This is a genomic window from Ilumatobacter sp., from assembly GCF_965215205.1.
Lineage (GTDB): Bacteria > Actinomycetota > Acidimicrobiia > Acidimicrobiales > Ilumatobacteraceae > Ilumatobacter_A.
Genome location: NZ_OZ244049.1, coordinates 3,797,782 through 3,815,103, shown reverse-complemented (window position 1 = coordinate 3,815,103; position 17,322 = coordinate 3,797,782). Strand labels below are relative to the sequence as shown.

Genomic DNA, 17,322 nt, shown 5'->3' with positions numbered 1-17,322 from the left:
CGTCGGGAACTGGAGGTTCTGAGATGGCAAGGAAGCGTGAGTCGGTGGCTGAGCGTGAAGCTCGGGAGCGGTTGCGGGATCGCTACGACGCAGAGGTGAAGGCGGTGGCTGATTTCTTCGGTTACGCCGGCCAGATCGATCAACTCAACGCGAAGATCGAGGTGCTCGTCGAACAACAGGTCGACACCGTTGCTCGTCTCGCTGAGTCGACCGACGTGAACCGGGCGGCCGACACCGTGTGTTGGCCGGTGAGCCGGGTGAGGGAAGCGGTAGCGAGGAAGCGGCCAGTCTCCGACGCAACCTCGGCAACGGCGGGAGGCGAGTCGTGACTGTTGCCGTGGGGTTCGTGTTTTTTGATGACGACCTCGAGTGGGAGCCGCTCGAGATGATGGTGCGAGCAACACCGACTCGTCACCGGGATGTCATGGTTGGTGAGTTCATGTGGATGGGTGCCGCCGACCTCGTCGACGGCCGACGAGTGCATCAGTACGAACACCGGGACACCCGCCGGAACCCCCGCATTGACGAGCACGGGCACGCCTACTGCTTGGTTGGGGACGACTACGTGCCACATGCGTCATCGGGCGATGCGATCGCCGACCTGCGCTACCGGTTCCGGTGGATGACGGAGCTGAGCACCACCTTCCCGTGTTCAACGTGTTGGTGTCGGGGGTCGAGGCTGGTGCCGTGATCGACGTGTCGGTACCGTCGACGCCTCGGAATGAGAGCGGGGTGTAGAGCGTGGCCCGGACTGCGGTGATCGGAGATGTCGGTGGCTACATCGCTCACCTGCGACATGCTCTCGGTCGACTCGGTGCCACCGACGCGATGTGGCCCGACGACCTCCACGTCATCCAGGTCGGTGATCTGTTCGGCGGCCGCGCCGACGTCGAAGTTGCTCAAGTCGCCGGTCTGTCCGGCGGCGAAGACAGCGTTTAGGACGCCTCGACGGCGCAGAGCAGCGCCGCCGTCGACAGTGAGTTGTTGACACAACCTTTCGAACTCTTCGACGGCGGAAGTACGACGTTCGAGCAGTTCGAGGGCGCCCCGCTGGTGATCAACTTCTGGGCGTCGTGGTGCCCCGCCTGCGTCGGCGAGCTGCCTGAGTTCCAGACCGTTCACGAACAGCGCAGCGACGAGGTCACGTTCCTCGGGATCGCCAACGCCGGCATTCGCCCCGCAGCGGTCGACCTGGCCGAAGAGGTCGGGTTGACCTACACGCTCGCCGACGACCCGACCGGCGAGCTCTTCCGCGAGTTCGGCCTGATCGCGATGCCGAGCACACTGTTCGTCACCCCTGGTGGTGAGATTCTCGAGGTGTTCGCCGGCCAACTCAACGAGTCGGCGTTGAACGAGCGAATCGACGAGCTGGTCACCGCATCATGATCGACGCGCCGATCGGCCTCGCGTTCGCTGCCGGACTCGTCGCCACGGTGAACCCGTGCGGCTTTGCGATGTTGCCCGCTTACCTGTCGTACTTCATGGGCCTGGACGGCGCCGACGACGAATCCGCCCGGCCGGGTCTCGGTCCGGCACTCAAGGTTGGCGCGATCGTGTCGGCGAGCTTCCTGGTCGTGTTCGCCACGACCGGCCTCTTGATCAATGCCGGCGTGCGTTCGATCATCGAATGGATTTCCTACGTCGCGCTCGGCGTGGGGGTGGTGATGATGATCTTGGGGGTCGCAATGTTGCGCGGCTTCGAGACCAACATCGGGTTCCTGAAAGCCGGACACGGAGCAAGCAGCCGCGACACCGCATCGATCTTCACGTTCGGCGTGTCGTACGCACTCGCGTCGCTGTCGTGCACGCTGCCGGTGTTTCTCTCTGTCGTAGTCGGCTCGCTGGCCAGCGCCAACTTCGCCTCGGGCCTGGCCACCTACATTGCGTACGCGGCAGGGATGTCGACAGTGCTGATTGCACTCACGATCGCTGTCGCGATGGCCAAGCACAGGTTCGTCCGTCGCCTACGTTCGGCGCTTCCGTACGTTCATCGGATCTCCGCCGGGTTCTTGATCGTCGCCGGCGCGTACATCACGTGGTTCTGGTTCGACGATCTGTCGTCGGACGCCGGTGAGCAGAGCCAGGCCGCAGGAGTGGTGGACCGCTGGTCAGCGACGCTGACGAACGCGATCGGCAACAACTCCGGGCTCGTCGGTCTGACGCTCGGCGGAATCGTCGTCATTGCAGTGCTGTCATCGATGCTGAAGCGGTTCAAGCCCGACAACGACGACACCACCAACGACGACACGACCGAGCGCACTCAGTCCACGTCGGCAGATCGACCATGAATCACAGGAGACCGACTATGAAACGCAATCGACTCGCCGCGCTCACGATCGTCGTCGCGTTGACCGCGGTTGCGTGTGGGGGCAGCTCAACTGCCGACGAAGACCAGGCCGTGGCTACGTCCGATCCGGCCGCCGACGCAACCACGGCGCCTGACACCACTGCTTTGCCCGACTCCACCGCTGGGGACTCAACGGACACCACCGTCGATGCGACCGAGGACGGGACCGAACTCGGTGAGGCGATCAGCCAAGCGACCGAGCCATGGCCGGCCGACTGGACGAATCGAACCGTCGGACTCGACGAATTCCAGCTCGGTATCCAGACCCTCGATCCGCGCGACCGCATTCCGCCGATCGACGAACCGGTCTTCGAAGCGATCACGTCGGCTGACTGGCTCGACACACGCGAACCGGGCGCTCTCGTCCAGATCGGCGACGAGGTACGGTTCTATTCGCTCTCGGTTCTCACCCGCCACGAGATCGTCAACGACCGGTTCGGCGACATGCCGGTCGTCGTCACGTTCGGCCCACTGCGCAATACGGCGATCAGCTTCGACGCCCGGGTCGACGGCGAAACACTACGCTTCGGCGTGTCGGGCCTGCTGCGCAACAGCGACTTGGTGATGTGGTCCACAGAACCGGGGGCACATCAGGGCCTCCACGAATCCCGGGGCGCTTCATCGAACGTTCCTCGGCAGCGGTTGGGCACGACCGGGTGCGATGTGCTGCGATGTGGCGGTCGGCATCGGAGCGGAGCGCCTGCGATCTCTGCTCAAGTGGCGTCCGGACCACCCGATACCGACGAGCCGATGTCGATGAAGCGATCAGAAGGAGCCGGTGTCCGATGAAGAAGTTCGCCTGTGGTGACGTGGTGCCGGGGTGCGATGCGGTGTTCACGTGCTCGTCCGACGACGAGATCCTGCAGTCGGTCGCGGCTCACGCTGCTGCCGTCCACGGCATCTCCGAGGTGCCTCGGTCGCTCGTCGATCAGGTGATCGGGAACATCCAGACCGTCGCGTGACCTCGCCCGACGTGGTCGCCGACGTCGAGCTCGACTCCGGGGTCGACTGGGGTCGTCTGGTCGCGAGCGCGCTCCATGACGACGACCGCCTCACCTCGGTGTTCCAGCCGATCATCGACGTCGAGCGCGCCGCGGTGGTCGGCTACGAGGCGCTGACCCGATTCACGCACCCGGACACCCCCGACGTCGGTCCGGACCGCTGGTTCGCGCAGGCAGCCAGGTTGGGGGTCGGGGCGGAGCTGGAGGCCCGAGCCCTCGCTGCGTCGCTGGCGCACCGATCGTCGATGCCGCGGAACTGCTTCCTGACGGTGAACGTCGACCCCGGCTACCTCCTCGAGCCGTCGGTGCGTGGGGTCCTGGCGTCGCATCCGATGTCGCGGGGTCTGGTCATCGAGTTCACCGAGCACCGCTCGTGGGACTGGGAGCTCGTCGCGTCGTCGGTCCAGATGCTGCGGTCGTCGGGAGCCCTCATCGCCATCGACGACGCCGGGTCCGGCTACTCCGGGCTGCAGCAGATCCTGCGCCTGCGCCCCTCGATCCTCAAGCTCGATCGATCGCTCGTCGAGTCGATCGACCAGGACGAGGCGAAGGCCTCGCTGGTGGAGATGATGGGCGTGTTCGCCAGCAGGATCGACGCTGGCCGCCCCACCTGGTCGTTGCTCACCACGTACTTGCGCTGAGGTCCGACGGACCGTAAGCCGGTCGGATTCACGACGCGTCCTGGCTGACGCTGCGAGCACTCTCGTTGACTGCTACATCAAATCGTTGCCGGTCCCGTCGTGACCGCCGGCGTCGACGCCAGACCTGTCCGGTTCCCCAGTTCGTCTCCAGCGGAGCACGCTAGAAAAGGGATGACCCGCCGGGTGATCTAAAAAGTGTAGTGGACGAGCAAAGTTACTGGGCCGCGTCAACGGTTGGGCGGAGCCCGGTACGGTGACGATCTCGAGCCTTCTGCGCCGCTAACATGAACTGTCATGCGAGGACCCGAGACACGTCCGAAGGCATCTCGCGACGTGATCTGCGTGCAACTGTTCTCCGCGTGTGAGCTCGTCAACGCAGGATTCAATTCAATGCTCGGACGTTTTCCTAGACGGATCCGACTTGTAGATCTCGAACCGAACCGGGTTGCGACCAACGTCCTTGCAGTCGTGGACCTTGATCACCCGTTGAAATCGTATGAGCTGCACAAGCGTTTAGAGCAAACCTCGGTGAAATACAGTCACGTCATATCGTACACGCATCGGCCGCATCTCGCTCAGTCCGCATTCACCTCGCTTCCACCATTAGTCTGCTCGCCGCCTATTCTATCGATGAATCTCTCAGGCGCCGAATTGGTCAAACAGATCCAGAGGATCGCCGATTCACCAGCCGCAGCAAGTTCTGCCGTCGCGTGTCCTGCTTCTGGGAAACTCACTCCTCGACAAGTTGCCGTTGCGTTACTTCTCGTTCACGGCTGTTCCAATATAGAGATTGCGACCCAGCTAAAGGTCTCGATTGAAACGGTTAAAAGTCACGTTAGTCATATCCTGAAAAGAACGGGTGCCCGGAACAGAACCCAATTCGCAACCCTTCTACTGGGTTTATGAGCACCCCGTTGGCCGATGGTCCCTCGTCGATCGCGTTGTCTCAACCCTATACCGCGACTCTAGCCGATAGTTGTTTTGGGAACGGATGCCACCAATCACGATAGAGTTTTGCGGCGGCGGAATCCACCGGTGGTCGCACTGGTCCTGTGACGATTCGGGTCCCTCGATTACATGAACGTCGTCATGGCCGGCATTCTCACTCACGGGCAGAAACAGCTTGCGTTCCGACTTAGAGCGCGCGGATTGCGCCTCGTGGATATCGCCCGCGAGGTTGGCTGCACTGCGCAGATGGTCGCACTGGTGGTGCGCGACGAGTTGTTCACGACCGGGATTTCCGACCCGTCTCAACCTCGGCCGGGTTGTCTTGGGATCGCTGATCGAGAAGAGATTCTCGTGGGCGTCAAGGTCGGCGATTCGCTGACGGCGATAGCGCAACGGCTGGGACGCGCTCCGTTGACGGTCAGTCGCAAGATTGCTGCCAACGGTGGTCGGGATGGGTACTCGGCGTGGGCCGCTCATCAACGAGCGCAGCGCCAGTCGCGTCGGCCGAAGCCGTGCAAGCTCTGCTCGGGTCCGTTGCGCAATGAGGTCGCTCGGCGGCTGGAGTAGTTGTGGTCGCCTGACGTGGACCCTGTTCTGGTAGACGGTCTCAGGTCGCTGGTTTGTTGATGTTGCGCCAGGTGGTGGCGACTTCGGCGCAGGTGTTCGGTAGGCGATCCCGGAGTGGGGTCGGTGGTGGTAGACGCCGACGTCGTCGGCGATGTCTCGGCGGGCTTGGTCGATGGCTTCCCATTCCCTGCGCCAGGCGACGCGTTTGGTGAACTGGCCGAACCAGGAATTCGATGAACGCCTCGGACTCGGGATGGCGGTCGCCGCCGCGCCGGTGCGTGATACCACGCGCCGAGAGGTGTTCGCGGAAGTCTTCCGAGGTGAACTGTCCAGGTTCAACCGGTCGTTTCCGTTGTAGGTGCCCAGCGTCAGCACGCCCGGCGCGATCTCGCGTTCGAGCACGGCCTGCTCGACGCACGCAACGGCTTGTTCGGTGCGAATTCGCAGGTCGAGGTTCCAGCCGGTGTTGCATGCGTCGCAAGCATTAGTCGATCCAAACCCGGACACGTGACGAACGACCGTGGAATGCTTCACGGTGGGTGGTCCTGCGACCGCCCGCCAGCACCACCCAGCACCACACACAAGGGGAACCTGCACCACATGACACCACCACCCTCTCGGACGACGTGGAAGCGAGGTGCGGCTCTCGGAGCGGGATTCGCGCTGGCCGCCACCCTCGTCGCGACCCAGGCCGGCCCCGCCGGCCTCAGCGCCTCCAGCCACCGCGAGGCGCCGCTGATCGCCGGTGACCCCCGCGCGGACAACACCGACGTCTACGCGTTCACCAGCCCCGACGATCCCGACACGGTGACCCTGATCGCCAACTGGATCCCGTTCGAGGAGCCCAACGGCGGCCCGAACTTCTACCCGTGGGCCGAGGACACCCGGTACAACATCAACGTCGACAACGACGGCGACGCGGTGGCCGATCTCGCCTACACCTGGGTCTTCACGACGATCACCAAGGACCCCGGGACGTTCATCTACAACACCGGTCCGTTCGACTCGGTGTTCGACGACACGTTGAACGTGTACCAGACCTACGACCTGACGGTGCGCGACCTCGCCGGCACGCCGACCGACGAGTCCGACGACACCGAGGTCACGATCCTCGACGACGCCGTCGCCGCGCCGTCGATCGCCGGAGCGGCGTCGACCCCCGACTACCAGCCCCTCGTCGACGAGGCCGTGGCCTCGGGCACGGTGGGCGACCTGCGGTCGTTCGCCGGCCAGTCCGACGACTCGTTCTTCCTCGACCTGCGGGTGTTCGACCTCCTCTACGGCGGCGACCTCTCCGAGCTGGGGGAGGACACCCTCGCCGGGTACAACGTCAACACCATCGCCCTCCAGGTCCCGAAGGCCGCCGTCGCCCTCGGCGACGACGCCGAGGCGAACCCGGTCATCGGCGTGTGGAGCACCACCGACCGCCCGACCACCCGCAACGCGGACGGCACGAGCGCCTCGGGCGAGTACACCCAGGTGTCACGCCTCGGCAACCCGCTCGTCAACGAGGTCGTGCTGCCGCTCGCGCTGAAGGACACCTTCAACGCGATCGACCCGACGGTCGAGGCCACCGTGGACGCCGCCGTCGAGGCCGTCCAGTTCCCGATCCTGCCGCCGCTGGTGAACGCCGTCTACGGCGTGCCGGTGCCCGGTGACGACGGGACGCCCCAGGACACCTCCGACGACACCCCCCGCTCGGACCTGGTCGAGATCTTCCTCCAGGGCGTGAGCGAGGCCAACTTCGGCCTCGGGACCGCCGGCGAGGACGCCGAGACCAACCCGGCGCTGAACGTCGACCTGAACAGCCTGGCGCTCAACGCCGGGGTGGACACGATCTACCCGTCCGAGATGCTGCGCCTGAACATGGCGGTCCCGGTCGCCGAGGACCCGAACCGCCTCGGCGTGCTCGCCGGTGACGTCCAGGGCTTCCCGAACGGGCGGCGCCTCACCGACGACGTCACCGACATCGCGATCCAGGTCGCGGAGGGCGTGGTCTTCCAGGACGGCTCCGACGTCAGCGGCCTCGCCGCGCTCGACTCCGTCGACCGCAACGACCGCGACTTCAAGGACGAGTTCCCCTACGTGGCGAACCCGCACCTCGACAGCGTCAACCAGGGCATCGAGCGCACGCCGCGTGCGCCCGAGGTCATCTCGGTCGACCCCGAGCGCCTCCTCGACACCCGCACCGGCACCAAGCCGGCCGCCGGTGAGGAGATCGAGCTCGCGGTCGCCGGCGTCGGCGACGCGATGGTGCCGAGCGACGCGAAGGCGGTGTTCCTCAACATCACGGCCACCCAGGCCGACGCCAACGGCTTCATCACCGTCTACGCCTGCGACGAGGACCGCCCGACGGCGTCGAGCCTCAACCCGGAGCCCGGTCGCATCGTGAGCGGCCTGATCCCGGCTCAGCTCGACGACGACGGGAACGTGTGCATCTACACCGAGTCGTCGGCGAACATCATCGTCGACGTCTTCGGCTACCTGCCGAGCACGTCCTCGTACGACTCGATCAACCCGCAGCGGCTGCTCGACACCCGTTCCGGCGCCAAGCCGGGTGCGGGTGACGTCACGGTGATCGACGTCACCGGCGTCGGTGACGCCGCGCTGGCCGACGACACCTCCGCGGTGTTCGTGAACATCACCGCCGTGCGCAGCGAGACGAAGGGCTGGATCACGGCCTACCCGTGCGACGAGGATCGGCCGACCGCGTCGAACCTGAACACCAACGTCGGGATCCGGGCGGCCAACCTCGCCTCGGTGAAGGTGTCGGCCGAGGGGACCATCTGCGTCTACACCGACGCCGCGATGGACCTGGTCGTCGACCTCGTCGGAGCCTTCCCGGCGACGTCGAGCTACGTCCCGACCAACCCGCAGCGCCTGCTCGACACCCGCAACGGTGTCGGCTACTCGGGCGCCAAGCCGATCGCCGACCAGGTGATCGAGCTGCGGGTGCGCGGCGGCAGCACGGGGGTCCCCGACGACAGCGGCACCGTGGTGCTGAACGTCACCGGGGTGAACCCCGACGACATCGGCTACCTGACGGTGTTCCCCTGCGGGGAGGCGCCGCCCACGGCGTCGAACCTCAACCTGCAGACGGAGAACACGGCCTCGGCCGTCGTGGCCAAGGTCGGCGACAACGACCGGGTGTGCATCTACACCAAGTCCGCCGCCGACGTCATCGTCGACCTCGTCGGCTACTTCCCGGGGACGGTCCTCGCGAGCTGACCCACGGGTGAACCGGATCGAGACGCCGGCGGGACGGGAGACCGTCCCACCGGCGTCTCGCCGTTTTCGGACCGCGCCCGGTGCGCCGGGCGCGGTCCGACCCCGGCGCGTGAGCGCCCCGATCCGTCAGACTGTGATCCCTCCTCCCCCCATGTGCGAACCACTCCCATGACCCGTTCCCGTCGGCTGGTCCTCGGGCTCGCGCTCGCGCTCGTGCTCGGCCTCGTCGCCGCGTTCGGCGTCCCCCGCCTGAGCGACGACCCCGTGGTCGAGACCGCGGCCGACGCGCAGGTGATCACCCCCGGCGCCGTCTCCGCCGTCGGCGGGCCGCCCGCCGACACCCTGGAGGGCCTCGTCGAGCAGCTCCGCACCCGGCTCGAGGTCGTCCCCGGGGACCACGTCGCGTGGGCCACCCTCGGGCTCGCCTACGTCCAGCAGGCTCGCGTGGTCGCCGACCCGAGCCTGTACCCGAACGCCGAGGGAGCGCTCCAGCGCTCGCTCGAGGAGAGCCCCGACGACAACTTCCTCGCCCACGCGGGGCTGTCCGCGCTCGCCGCGGGGCGCCACGAGTTCGTCGAGGCGCGCCGCCAGGCCCGCCTCGGCCTCGAGATCAACGACTTCAGCGCGATCCTGTGGGGTGCGCTGAGCGACGCCCAGCTCCAGCTCGGCGAGTACGACGCGGCGACCCGCTCGGTCGACCGGATGCTCGAGCTCGCCCCGGCGCAGACCTCGTCGTTGAGCCGAGCCTCCTACCTCGCCGAGCTGCGCGGAGACCGCGTGCTCGCACGGTCGCTCATGGAGCAGGCGTTCGACGCCGCCGGGACGCCGACCGATCGGGCCTTCGCGCTCACCGTCCTCGGCGACCTGCGCTTCGGGTCCGGCGACCCGGGGGGTGCGCTCGAGCTGTACAACCAGGCTCGCGACCTCGCTCCGAGCGACGCGACGGCGCTCGCCGGCAAGGCGCGCGCCGAGGCGGCGCTCGGCCAGATCGAGACCGCCCTCGATCACTACCGCGAGCTCGTCGAGCAGACCCCCGACCCCTCCCACGTGGTGGCGTACGCCGAGCTGCTCGAGTCGCTCGGTCGAATCGAGGAGGCCGAGGAGCAGTACGCGGTCGTCGATGCGATCCAGACCCTGTTCGAGGCCAACGGGGTCGAGCCCGATGCGGCCCCGGTCCTCTTCCTCGCCGACCACGGCGAGCCCGAGCGAGCGCTCGCCGCGGCCGAGGAGGCGGTCGCCGACCGGCCCTTCCTCGCGATGCACGACGCCCACGCATGGGCCCTCCACGCCGTCGGGCGTCACGACGAGGCGCTCGCGGCGTCGCAGCGCGCGCTCGAGCTCGGGACGCCGGACGCCTCGTTCCTCTACCACTCGGGTCGGATCAGGATCGCGCTCGGCGACCTCGACGGCGGGCGTGCCGATCTCGAGCGGGCGCTCGAGATCAACCCGTTCTTCGATCCCCTGGACGCTCCGGCCGCGCAGGCCGCGCTCGCAGGGCTGGGCGCGCCGTGACCCTCGCCGTGACCCCCGCCGCGCCCCGTCACCCGCGCCGCTTCGTGATCGCCCTCGTCGTGGCGGTCGTGGGGATCGTCGGACCGCTCGGCGCGGTTGGGCCCGCCCTCGCCCACCCGCTCGGGAACTTCAGCGTCAGCCACCTCAACCGCCTCGGCGTCGAACCCGCTCGGGTGGTCGACGACGTGGTGATCGACGCCGCCGAGATCCCCACGGCGCAGGCTCGCGCCGAGGTGGACGTGGACCGCGACGGGGAGGTGTCGACGTCGGAGGCCGCCGACCACGCGCTCCGGGAGTGCGCGCTGTTCGCCTCGTCGGCGAACCTCACCGTTGACGGCACCCCCGTCGAGCTCGAGGTGGACGAGGCCCGCTTCGGCTACGAGCAGGGCCAGGCCGGGCTCGAGACGAGCCGCATCGAGTGCCGCCTCGTCGCCGACACGACGTCGGTGGTCGACGACCTCTCGGTCGGGTCGCACCGCATCGGCTTCGTCGACGGATACCGCCCCGGTCGGGTCGGGTGGCACGAGGTCGTCGCCGTCGGCACGGGGGTCGGCCTGATCGACCCGCCGGTCCCCGGCGAGAGCGTGACCGACGGGCTCACCACCTACCCCGAGGACCTGCTCGCGTCGCCGATCGACGTGCGCGACGTGACGCTGACCGTCGGCCCGCCCTCGGCCGCGTCGGCGTCCGGGGCGGACGACGCCGTGGTGAGCGACGGTCCCGGCACGGCGGCCGACGCGCGCGACAGCCTGGTCGCCTCGCGCCCCGGCGCGCTCGGCGGGTTCGTCGACGGGATCCAGGAGACCTTCGAGGAGATGATCGGGCGCGACGACCTCACCGTCGGGGTCGGGCTGCTGGCGATCGGCCTCGCGCTCCTGCTGGGGGCGTCGCACGCGCTCCTGCCCGGGCACGGCAAGACGGTGATGGCCGCCTACATCGCCGGGCGGCAGGGCTCGGCGCGCGATGCCGTCCTGGTCGGCGCGACGGTCACCGCGACCCACACCGGGGGGGTGCTCCTGCTGGGGCTCGCGCTGACGGTCTCGACCGCCCTCGCTGGCGAGACGGTCCTCGGGTGGCTGGGGATCGCGAGCGGGCTGCTGATCGCTGTCCTCGGCCTCGTCCTGCTCGTGAACGCGGTCCGCCGACGTGACACGACCCTGTTCGGGTACGGCCACACGCACGGTCCGGGCGGGCACACCCACGGCCCGGGCGGGCACACCCACGGCCCGGGCGGGCACACGCACGACGACCACGCCGACGACGGCACGACCGGTCCCCGGTCCGCGACCGACGACACCGCGGCGGAGGCGGGACGGGCGGAGGTGACGGCCTCGACCACGTCCGCCGCCGGCACCCTCGTGGTCGGGTCGAGGCCGGCGTCGGTGTCCCCGGCTCGGCACGACCGTCCGCACGACGGCCACGGCCACGGCGACGGCCACGGCGACGGCCACGGCCACGGCCACGGCCACGGCCACGGCGACGGGCACGGCCACGGCGACGGGCACAGGCACGGGCACGGGCACGATCACGATCACGATCACGGGCACGAGCACGAGCACGAGCACGAGCACGATCACGATCACGGCCCCGACCACCGGCACGAGCACGACCACGACCACGACCACCACGCAGCGGGTGCGACGACGGTCTCGCGGGGCGGGCTGATCGGGATGGGCGTCGCCGGGGGACTGGTCCCCAGCCCCTCGGCGCTGATCGTCCTGCTGTCGGCCATCGCCCTCGGTCGGACCTGGTTCGGCGTGGTGCTCGTGATCGGCTACGGCGTCGGGATGGCCGTCGTGCTGACGCTGGCGGGGATCGCGCTCGTCGCGGTCCGTGACCGCTACCAGGCGCGCGCCGCCGCGGCCGAGGGCCGCGTCGCCCGTTCGCTGCGACGCTGGGGACGCCTCGCTCCGTTCCTCACGGCGGCGCTCGTCGTCGCCGTCGGCACCGGCCTCGCGGTCCGCAGCTTCGTCACCCTCTGATCCGACCCGACGAGCACGCCGCGGTGCACGGGGACCGGGCGCGGCCCTCGTCGCGACGCGTCAGGTGGGAGGCCCGCGCCGCAGCCGGTCCTCGGCCGCGGCGACGGGGGAGTGCTCGCCCATCGCTCCCCACATCGTCTCCATCCACCAGGTCGCCCCCGCCGCCGCGTAGGCCGCCGGTGAGTGCTCGGTGTCGGAGCCCTCGACGACGATGTCGGCACCGGGCCGGTCGCCGGCCTCGATCCGCTCGCGCAGCGCGGCGAGCGCCGAGGCCTCCCTGCGCGCCGCGACGGCGTTCCTGGACGACGAGCTGTCGGGTGCGTGGGACGCCGTGGTCGCCGGGGACCCGGTGAGCCTCGACCAGCGGATCGGCATCCGCCTCGCCGCCACCCACGCGGCGACCGCCGCGGCGGCCGCGGCCGACACCGCGTACACCCTCGCCGGGGGAGCCGCCGTGTACGACACGAGCCCGCTCGGCCGCTGCGCGCGCGACGCCCACGTCGTCACCCAGCACATCCAGACCGCACCGAAGCTGAACGAGAAGATCGGGAGACTGCTGCTCGGCCTCGACGACGACGTGTCGATGTTCTGAGCCGACGGCTCGGGAGCCGAGCCGGACCCGTCGCGCAACCGTGGGCCGGCTCCCGGCCGAAACCGGAGACGCACGGCCGGGTGGGAAGGCGGTCGACGTCGACCAATAGGTTGCCCCCATGGTCCGCACCGTCGACGACGTCCAGCTCGAGACCGTCCGCGTCGAGCGCGACGGTCACGTCCTCACCGTCACGATCGATCACCCCTCCTCCGACCTCAACGCCGTCGACGCGACCCTCCACGGCGACCTCGCCGAGCTGTTCGGCGCGCTCAAGCGCGAGACGAGCGCACGGGCGGTGGTGCTCACCGGGGCGGGTCGGGCGTTCTCGGCCGGCGGCGACATGAGCTGGTTCCCCCGCCTGCGCGACGCAGACGCGCTCCACCGTCTGCGGGCCGAGGCCAAGCAGATCGTGTGGGACGAGCTCGACGTCGAGATCCCGATCGTGTGCGCGCTCAACGGCCCGGCGGTGGGCCTCGGCGCGTCGGTGGCGCTGCTGTGCGACGTCGTCGTGATGTCGAGCGCGGCCACCATCCGCGATCCCCACGTCCAGGTCGGCCTGGTCGCCGGAGACGGCGGCGCCGCGATCTGGCCGCTGCTCGTCGGTCCCCTCGCGGCGCTTCTTCGTGCTGCCAGCGCCTCTTCATCAGCGACATCGCACCCAGGATCGTTGAGCCCGAAACCAAGTCGACTGCGATGAGCGCTATCAGTGCTGCTATCCATCCTTGAGCGTTGACGACGGCGGGCGGTGATCGCACGTGCACCTCCAGCCGGGCGCCAGGTCGTGGCGGCTGTTTTGTAGCCGTACACGTGTTCGACAGCTACGTCCTGATCTCAATCGCTCTGGCGCTACGTGGAGTAATAGCGCCAGCGGGCGGCCCCTCGCCCACGAGGTGCCGCCCGATCAGCGGACGTCCCTACGCTGCTGAAGGAAATCGCCGGGTACTACCCGATCATCGATTCATCAAACTTCCTACCGACATGTAGTTCTTCCTGCCCGCTGAACGGGCATCACGAGACGAAGAACAACTCGACCACTAGACGGGGCTCATCTCAACGAGGCCGCTCGGCGGAGTGACGTCGACATCGCGACCTCGGGATCGCCGGCGCGACGACAACCGGGTCGATCCGCTGGGCGACCGCCCGATGGATCCACATCGATGCTGGTGACGCACAAACGGCCAAGCTAACCCGGCCACTGACGATCTCGGCGTGCCCGTATCGAACGGTACCGGACGGGTGGCGGAGTCCTCGCCATGGCAGCTTCATTGGTGCTGGCACATGTTCGAGCTTCTGTCTGTTGTCGTCCGGGCCGCGGCGATCAGGTCGGCGGGAGGCATTGGCTTCCCGTAGAGAAAGCCCTGCTGGCGGCTGCATCCGCTGTCAGTAAGCCATGCCGCTTGCTCATCGGTTTCAACGCCTTCTGCACTTGTCGAGATGCCGATCGCTCGGGCGAGGTCGATGACACCAGCCACTACGCGCCTGTCGACGTCACCGCGGGGGGTGTCAGTGATGAAGGACCGGTCGAACTTGATGCCGCTGAGCTGGGCGGTCCGCAAATGAGTAAGCGACGACACGCCGGTTCCGAAGTCGTCGAGAACAAGCTGCACACCGAGCTGGCTGATGTCGTCAAGGACCGATGCAGGAACGATGGCATCCTCAAGTGCTTGTTCTGTGACTTCGATCGTGACGCGGGCCGGGTCAATCGGGTGCTCGCGCAAGATATGACGCTCTTCTGCTGTATCCGTGGGTCAGGTTCGGCCTGGGAGGGCGGGTGGGTGGCTGCCAAGCGCGAGCAGGGCGAGGGCGATGAGGGGTTCGGGTCCGTGGAAGCCGAACGCGATGCGGGTGAGGAGCCGAATCTTGGTGTTGGTCGACTCGATCAGGGCGTTGGAGAGCCCGGAGTCGAGGGCGTGATCGATCGCCACTCGGTGCTTCACGATCTTGCGGGCGAGTTCGACGAAGGCCGGCATTCGCGACCGGCGCGCCCACGACAACCACCTGTCGAGCGCGTGCTTGCCGGCGTCACCCTTGACGGCAAACACGAACCGCAGTCCTTCCTTGAGCAGGTAAGCGCGATGGAGCCGAGGGTCGATCTTGGCGATCCAGTCGAGCTGGGCGCGTTGGTTCTCGGTGAGATCGCCGGGGTTCTTCCAGAGCGCGTAGCGGGCGCGTGCGATGCCGAGCGAGGTGCCTCGTGCGCGTCCTCGCTGGGACATGACGGTCGTGATCGCGTTTCGTCCCGATGCCTGGTTCCAGGCTCGGCGACGCTCGACGTCGAGCGCTTCGATGGCCCACGCGACGACGTGAAACGCATCGGCGCAGCGCACGGCGTTCGGGGCTCGCTTGGCGACGACGCGGGCGATCCAGCCCGCCATGTCCGCAGAGATGTGGGTCAACTCCGCAGCGCGTTCGTTGCCGAGTTCGTCGAAGAACACCTCCAAGTCGGCGTCGGTGCGGCCAGGGCCGACCCACACCAGATGGCCGGTGTCGTGATCGACCACGACGATCAGGTAGCGGTGTCCGCGCTTGTAGGAGATCTCATCGATCCCGATCCGTCGCAACCCGTCGAGACGATCAACACGCGCCTCGACATCTGCATTGACCCGCGTGACGATCGCACCGATGGTGCGCCACGCCACCCGCAACAACTCACACGTCGCGGACTTCGAGGTGCGCACCGCCAGCCACGCCGCCAAGTCGTCGAAGTCGCGGGTGTGGCCGACCCCATGACGAGCCCACGGCACTGCCACCACCGTCGGTCCGTGCGTGCGGCAACGCACCCGGGGTGCGTCGGCTTCGATGAACACCTTCGTCGTGCCGGCGTCCAACGCCCGCCACCGCCGACGACCATCACCACGGTCGTAGCGAGGCGAACGTCGATGGCAGTGTCCGCAGCGGCCACGAGCCCTCGCATCAGGTCGTGCCGACACCACGATCGATCCATCGGTGTCGTCGACACGGACCCCTTCCACGACCGTGCGCGTCAACCCGCACGCCTTCTCCCATACCTTGGTGTTCAGCACCCCGTCTGCCGTCCTTTCAGTTTCGAGCCTTCGACAGCGCGAAACCTAGGAATCAGGCGGGGTGCACCCGCGGATAGGCCCTCAACTCACCCACGGACAGAGCAGAAGAGCGACATATCCGTAATCCACACATATCCCGCTCTTCTGCTGTATCCGTGGGTCAGGTTCGGCCTGGGAGGGCGGGTGGGTGGCTGCCAAGCGCGAGCAGGGCGAGGGCGATGAGGGGTTCGGGTCCGTGGAAGCCGAACGCGATGCGGGTGAGGAGCCGAATCTTGGTGTTGGTCGACTCGATCAGGGCGTTGGAGAGCCCGGAGTCGAGGGCGTGATCGATCGCCACTCGGTGCTTCACGATCTTGCGGGCGAGTTCGACGAAGGCCGGCATTCGCGACCGGCGCGCCCACGACAACCACCTGTCGAGCGCGTGCTTGCCGGCGTCACCCTTGACGGCAAACACGAACCGCAGTCCTTCCTTGAGCAGGTAAGCGCGATGGAGCCGAGGGTCGATCTTGGCGATCCAGTCGAGCTGGGCGCGTTGGTTCTCGGTGAGATCGCCGGGGTTCTTCCAGAGCGCGTAGCGGGCGCGTGCGATGCCGAGCGAGGTGCCTCGTGCGCGTCCTCGCTGGGACATGACGGTCGTGATCGCGTTTCGTCCCGATGCCTGGTTCCAGGCTCGGCGACGCTCGACGTCGAGCGCTTCGATGGCCCACGCGACGACGTGAAACGCATCGGCGCAGCGCACGGCGTTCGGGGCTCGCTTGGCGACGACGCGGGCGATCCAGCCCGCCATGTCCGCAGAGATGTGGGTCAACTCCGCAGCGCGTTCGTTGCCGAGTTCGTCGAAGAACACCTCCAAGTCGGCGTCGGTGCGGCCAGGGCCGACCCACACCAGATGGCCGGTGTCGTGATCGACCACGACGATCAGGTAGCGGTGTCCGCGCTTGTAGGAGATCTCATCGATCCCGATCCGTCGCAACCCGTCGAGACGATCAACACGCGCCTCGACATCTGCATTGACCCGCGTGACGATCGCACCGATGGTGCGCCACGCCACCCGCAACAACTCACACGTCGCGGACTTCGAGGTGCGCACCGCCAGCCACGCCGCCAAGTCGTCGAAGTCGCGGGTGTGGCCGACCCCATGACGAGCCCACGGCACTGCCACCACCGTCGGTCCGTGCGTGCGGCAACGCACCCGGGGTGCGTCGGCTTCGATGAACACCTTCGTCGTGCCGGCGTCCAACGCCCGCCACCGCCGACGACCATCACCACGGTCGTAGCGAGGCGAACGTCGATGGCAGTGTCCGCAGCGGCCACGAGCCCTCGCATCAGGTCGTGCCGACACCACGATCGATCCATCGGTGTCGTCGACACGGACCCCTTCCACGACCGTGCGCGTCAACCCGCACGCCTTCTCCCATACCTTGGTGTTCAGCACCCCGTCTGCCGTCCTTTCAGTTTCGAGCCTTCGACAGCGCGAAACC

At 67.9% G+C, this 17,322-nt stretch carries 18 protein-coding genes; 13 read left to right on the top strand and 5 right to left on the bottom strand.

All coding sequences use genetic code 11. The features are described from left to right. Window positions 1-44: 44 nt before the first annotated feature. Entirely contained in the window at window positions 45-329 is a 285-nt protein-coding gene (locus ACOOHC_RS17910; protein ID WP_420451734.1) for a hypothetical protein, read from the top strand. Window positions 330-606: 277 nt separating this feature from the next. Here the strand turns inward: ACOOHC_RS17910 and ACOOHC_RS17905 are convergent, their stop codons facing one another. After that, complete coding sequence (locus ACOOHC_RS17905) at window positions 607-903, bottom strand: hypothetical protein (protein WP_420451733.1); 297 nt, start codon at window positions 901-903, stop codon at window positions 607-609. 81 nt (window positions 904-984) lie between these two features. Here ACOOHC_RS17905 and ACOOHC_RS17900 point away from each other — a divergent pair, with 81 nt between their 5' ends. From ACOOHC_RS17900 to ACOOHC_RS17855, 10 genes are all read left to right on the top strand, one after another. Then, complete coding sequence (locus ACOOHC_RS17900) at window positions 985-1,386, top strand: TlpA family protein disulfide reductase (RefSeq protein WP_420451732.1); 402 nt, start codon at window positions 985-987, stop codon at window positions 1,384-1,386. After that, window positions 1,383-2,288 carry a cytochrome c biogenesis CcdA family protein gene (locus ACOOHC_RS17895; protein ID WP_420451731.1) on the top strand — a complete coding sequence of 302 codons (906 nt, stop codon included), beginning with the start codon at window positions 1,383-1,385 and terminating at the stop codon, window positions 2,286-2,288. Before ACOOHC_RS17900 ends, ACOOHC_RS17895 begins: the two co-directional genes overlap by 4 nt. A gap of 17 nt (window positions 2,289-2,305) precedes the next feature. Further along, entirely contained in the window at window positions 2,306-3,136 is an 831-nt protein-coding gene (locus ACOOHC_RS17890) for a DUF3179 domain-containing (seleno)protein (protein ID WP_420451730.1), read from the top strand. After that, the gene (locus tag ACOOHC_RS17885; protein ID WP_420451729.1) at window positions 3,133-3,309 is read left to right on the top strand and encodes a DUF1059 domain-containing protein; all 177 of its coding nucleotides are present in this window, start codon (window positions 3,133-3,135) and stop codon (window positions 3,307-3,309) included. The genes ACOOHC_RS17890 and ACOOHC_RS17885 overlap by 4 nt, the downstream gene beginning before the upstream one ends. Beyond that, a complete protein-coding gene (locus ACOOHC_RS17880; protein ID WP_420451728.1) occupies window positions 3,306-3,989 on the top strand; it encodes an EAL domain-containing protein in 684 nt (227 codons plus the stop codon). The genes ACOOHC_RS17885 and ACOOHC_RS17880 overlap by 4 nt, the downstream gene beginning before the upstream one ends. A 294-nt stretch (window positions 3,990-4,283) precedes the next feature. Beyond that, window positions 4,284-4,895, top strand: a complete 612-nt coding sequence (locus ACOOHC_RS17875; protein WP_420451727.1) for a helix-turn-helix transcriptional regulator — start codon at window positions 4,284-4,286, stop codon at window positions 4,893-4,895. A 171-nt stretch (window positions 4,896-5,066) separates the two neighbouring features. Then, window positions 5,067-5,504, top strand: coding sequence for a helix-turn-helix domain-containing protein (locus ACOOHC_RS17870; protein ID WP_420451726.1), 438 nt, complete (start codon window positions 5,067-5,069; stop codon window positions 5,502-5,504). A 600-nt stretch (window positions 5,505-6,104) separates the two neighbouring features. Beyond that, complete coding sequence (locus tag ACOOHC_RS17865) at window positions 6,105-8,732, top strand: DUF4331 domain-containing protein (protein ID WP_420451725.1); 2,628 nt, start codon at window positions 6,105-6,107, stop codon at window positions 8,730-8,732. 168 nt (window positions 8,733-8,900) lie between these two features. Then, a complete protein-coding gene (locus tag ACOOHC_RS17860; protein WP_420450687.1) occupies window positions 8,901-10,244 on the top strand; it encodes a tetratricopeptide repeat protein in 1,344 nt (447 codons plus the stop codon). Further along, window positions 10,241-12,226, top strand: coding sequence for a hypothetical protein (locus ACOOHC_RS17855; protein WP_420451724.1), 1,986 nt, complete (start codon window positions 10,241-10,243; stop codon window positions 12,224-12,226). Before ACOOHC_RS17860 ends, ACOOHC_RS17855 begins: the two co-directional genes overlap by 4 nt. A gap of 60 nt (window positions 12,227-12,286) precedes the next feature. On the opposite strand, the gene ACOOHC_RS17850 is transcribed toward ACOOHC_RS17855, so the two are convergent. Then, the gene (locus ACOOHC_RS17850) at window positions 12,287-12,601 is read right to left on the bottom strand and encodes a hypothetical protein (RefSeq protein WP_420453871.1); all 315 of its coding nucleotides are present in this window, start codon (window positions 12,599-12,601) and stop codon (window positions 12,287-12,289) included. On the opposite strand from ACOOHC_RS17850, the gene ACOOHC_RS17845 reads away from it, so the two are divergent. Beyond that, window positions 12,504-12,818: a hypothetical protein gene (locus ACOOHC_RS17845; RefSeq protein ID WP_420453827.1), complete on the top strand. Its 315-nt coding sequence runs from the start codon at window positions 12,504-12,506 to the stop codon at window positions 12,816-12,818. The two genes, ACOOHC_RS17850 and ACOOHC_RS17845, sit on opposite strands and share 98 nt — an antisense overlap. Window positions 12,819-12,936: 118 nt before the next feature. Further along, window positions 12,937-13,515, top strand: a complete 579-nt coding sequence (locus ACOOHC_RS17840; RefSeq protein WP_420451723.1) for an enoyl-CoA hydratase/isomerase family protein — start codon at window positions 12,937-12,939, stop codon at window positions 13,513-13,515. A gap of 565 nt (window positions 13,516-14,080) precedes the next feature. On the opposite strand, the gene ACOOHC_RS17835 is transcribed toward ACOOHC_RS17840, so the two are convergent. The 3 genes from ACOOHC_RS17835 to ACOOHC_RS17825 form a co-directional block, all read right to left on the bottom strand. Continuing rightward, window positions 14,081-14,536, bottom strand: a complete 456-nt coding sequence (locus tag ACOOHC_RS17835; RefSeq protein ID WP_420451722.1) for an EAL domain-containing protein — start codon at window positions 14,534-14,536, stop codon at window positions 14,081-14,083. A 30-nt stretch (window positions 14,537-14,566) separates the two neighbouring features. Next, window positions 14,567-15,841 (bottom strand): ISL3 family transposase, encoded by a 1,275-nt coding sequence (locus tag ACOOHC_RS17830; RefSeq protein WP_420451721.1) that lies wholly within the window; start codon window positions 15,839-15,841, stop codon window positions 14,567-14,569. A 160-nt stretch (window positions 15,842-16,001) separates the two neighbouring features. Further along, window positions 16,002-17,276 carry an ISL3 family transposase gene (locus tag ACOOHC_RS17825; protein WP_420451721.1) on the bottom strand — a complete coding sequence of 425 codons (1,275 nt, stop codon included), beginning with the start codon at window positions 17,274-17,276 and terminating at the stop codon, window positions 16,002-16,004. Window positions 17,277-17,322 lie beyond the last annotated feature (46 nt).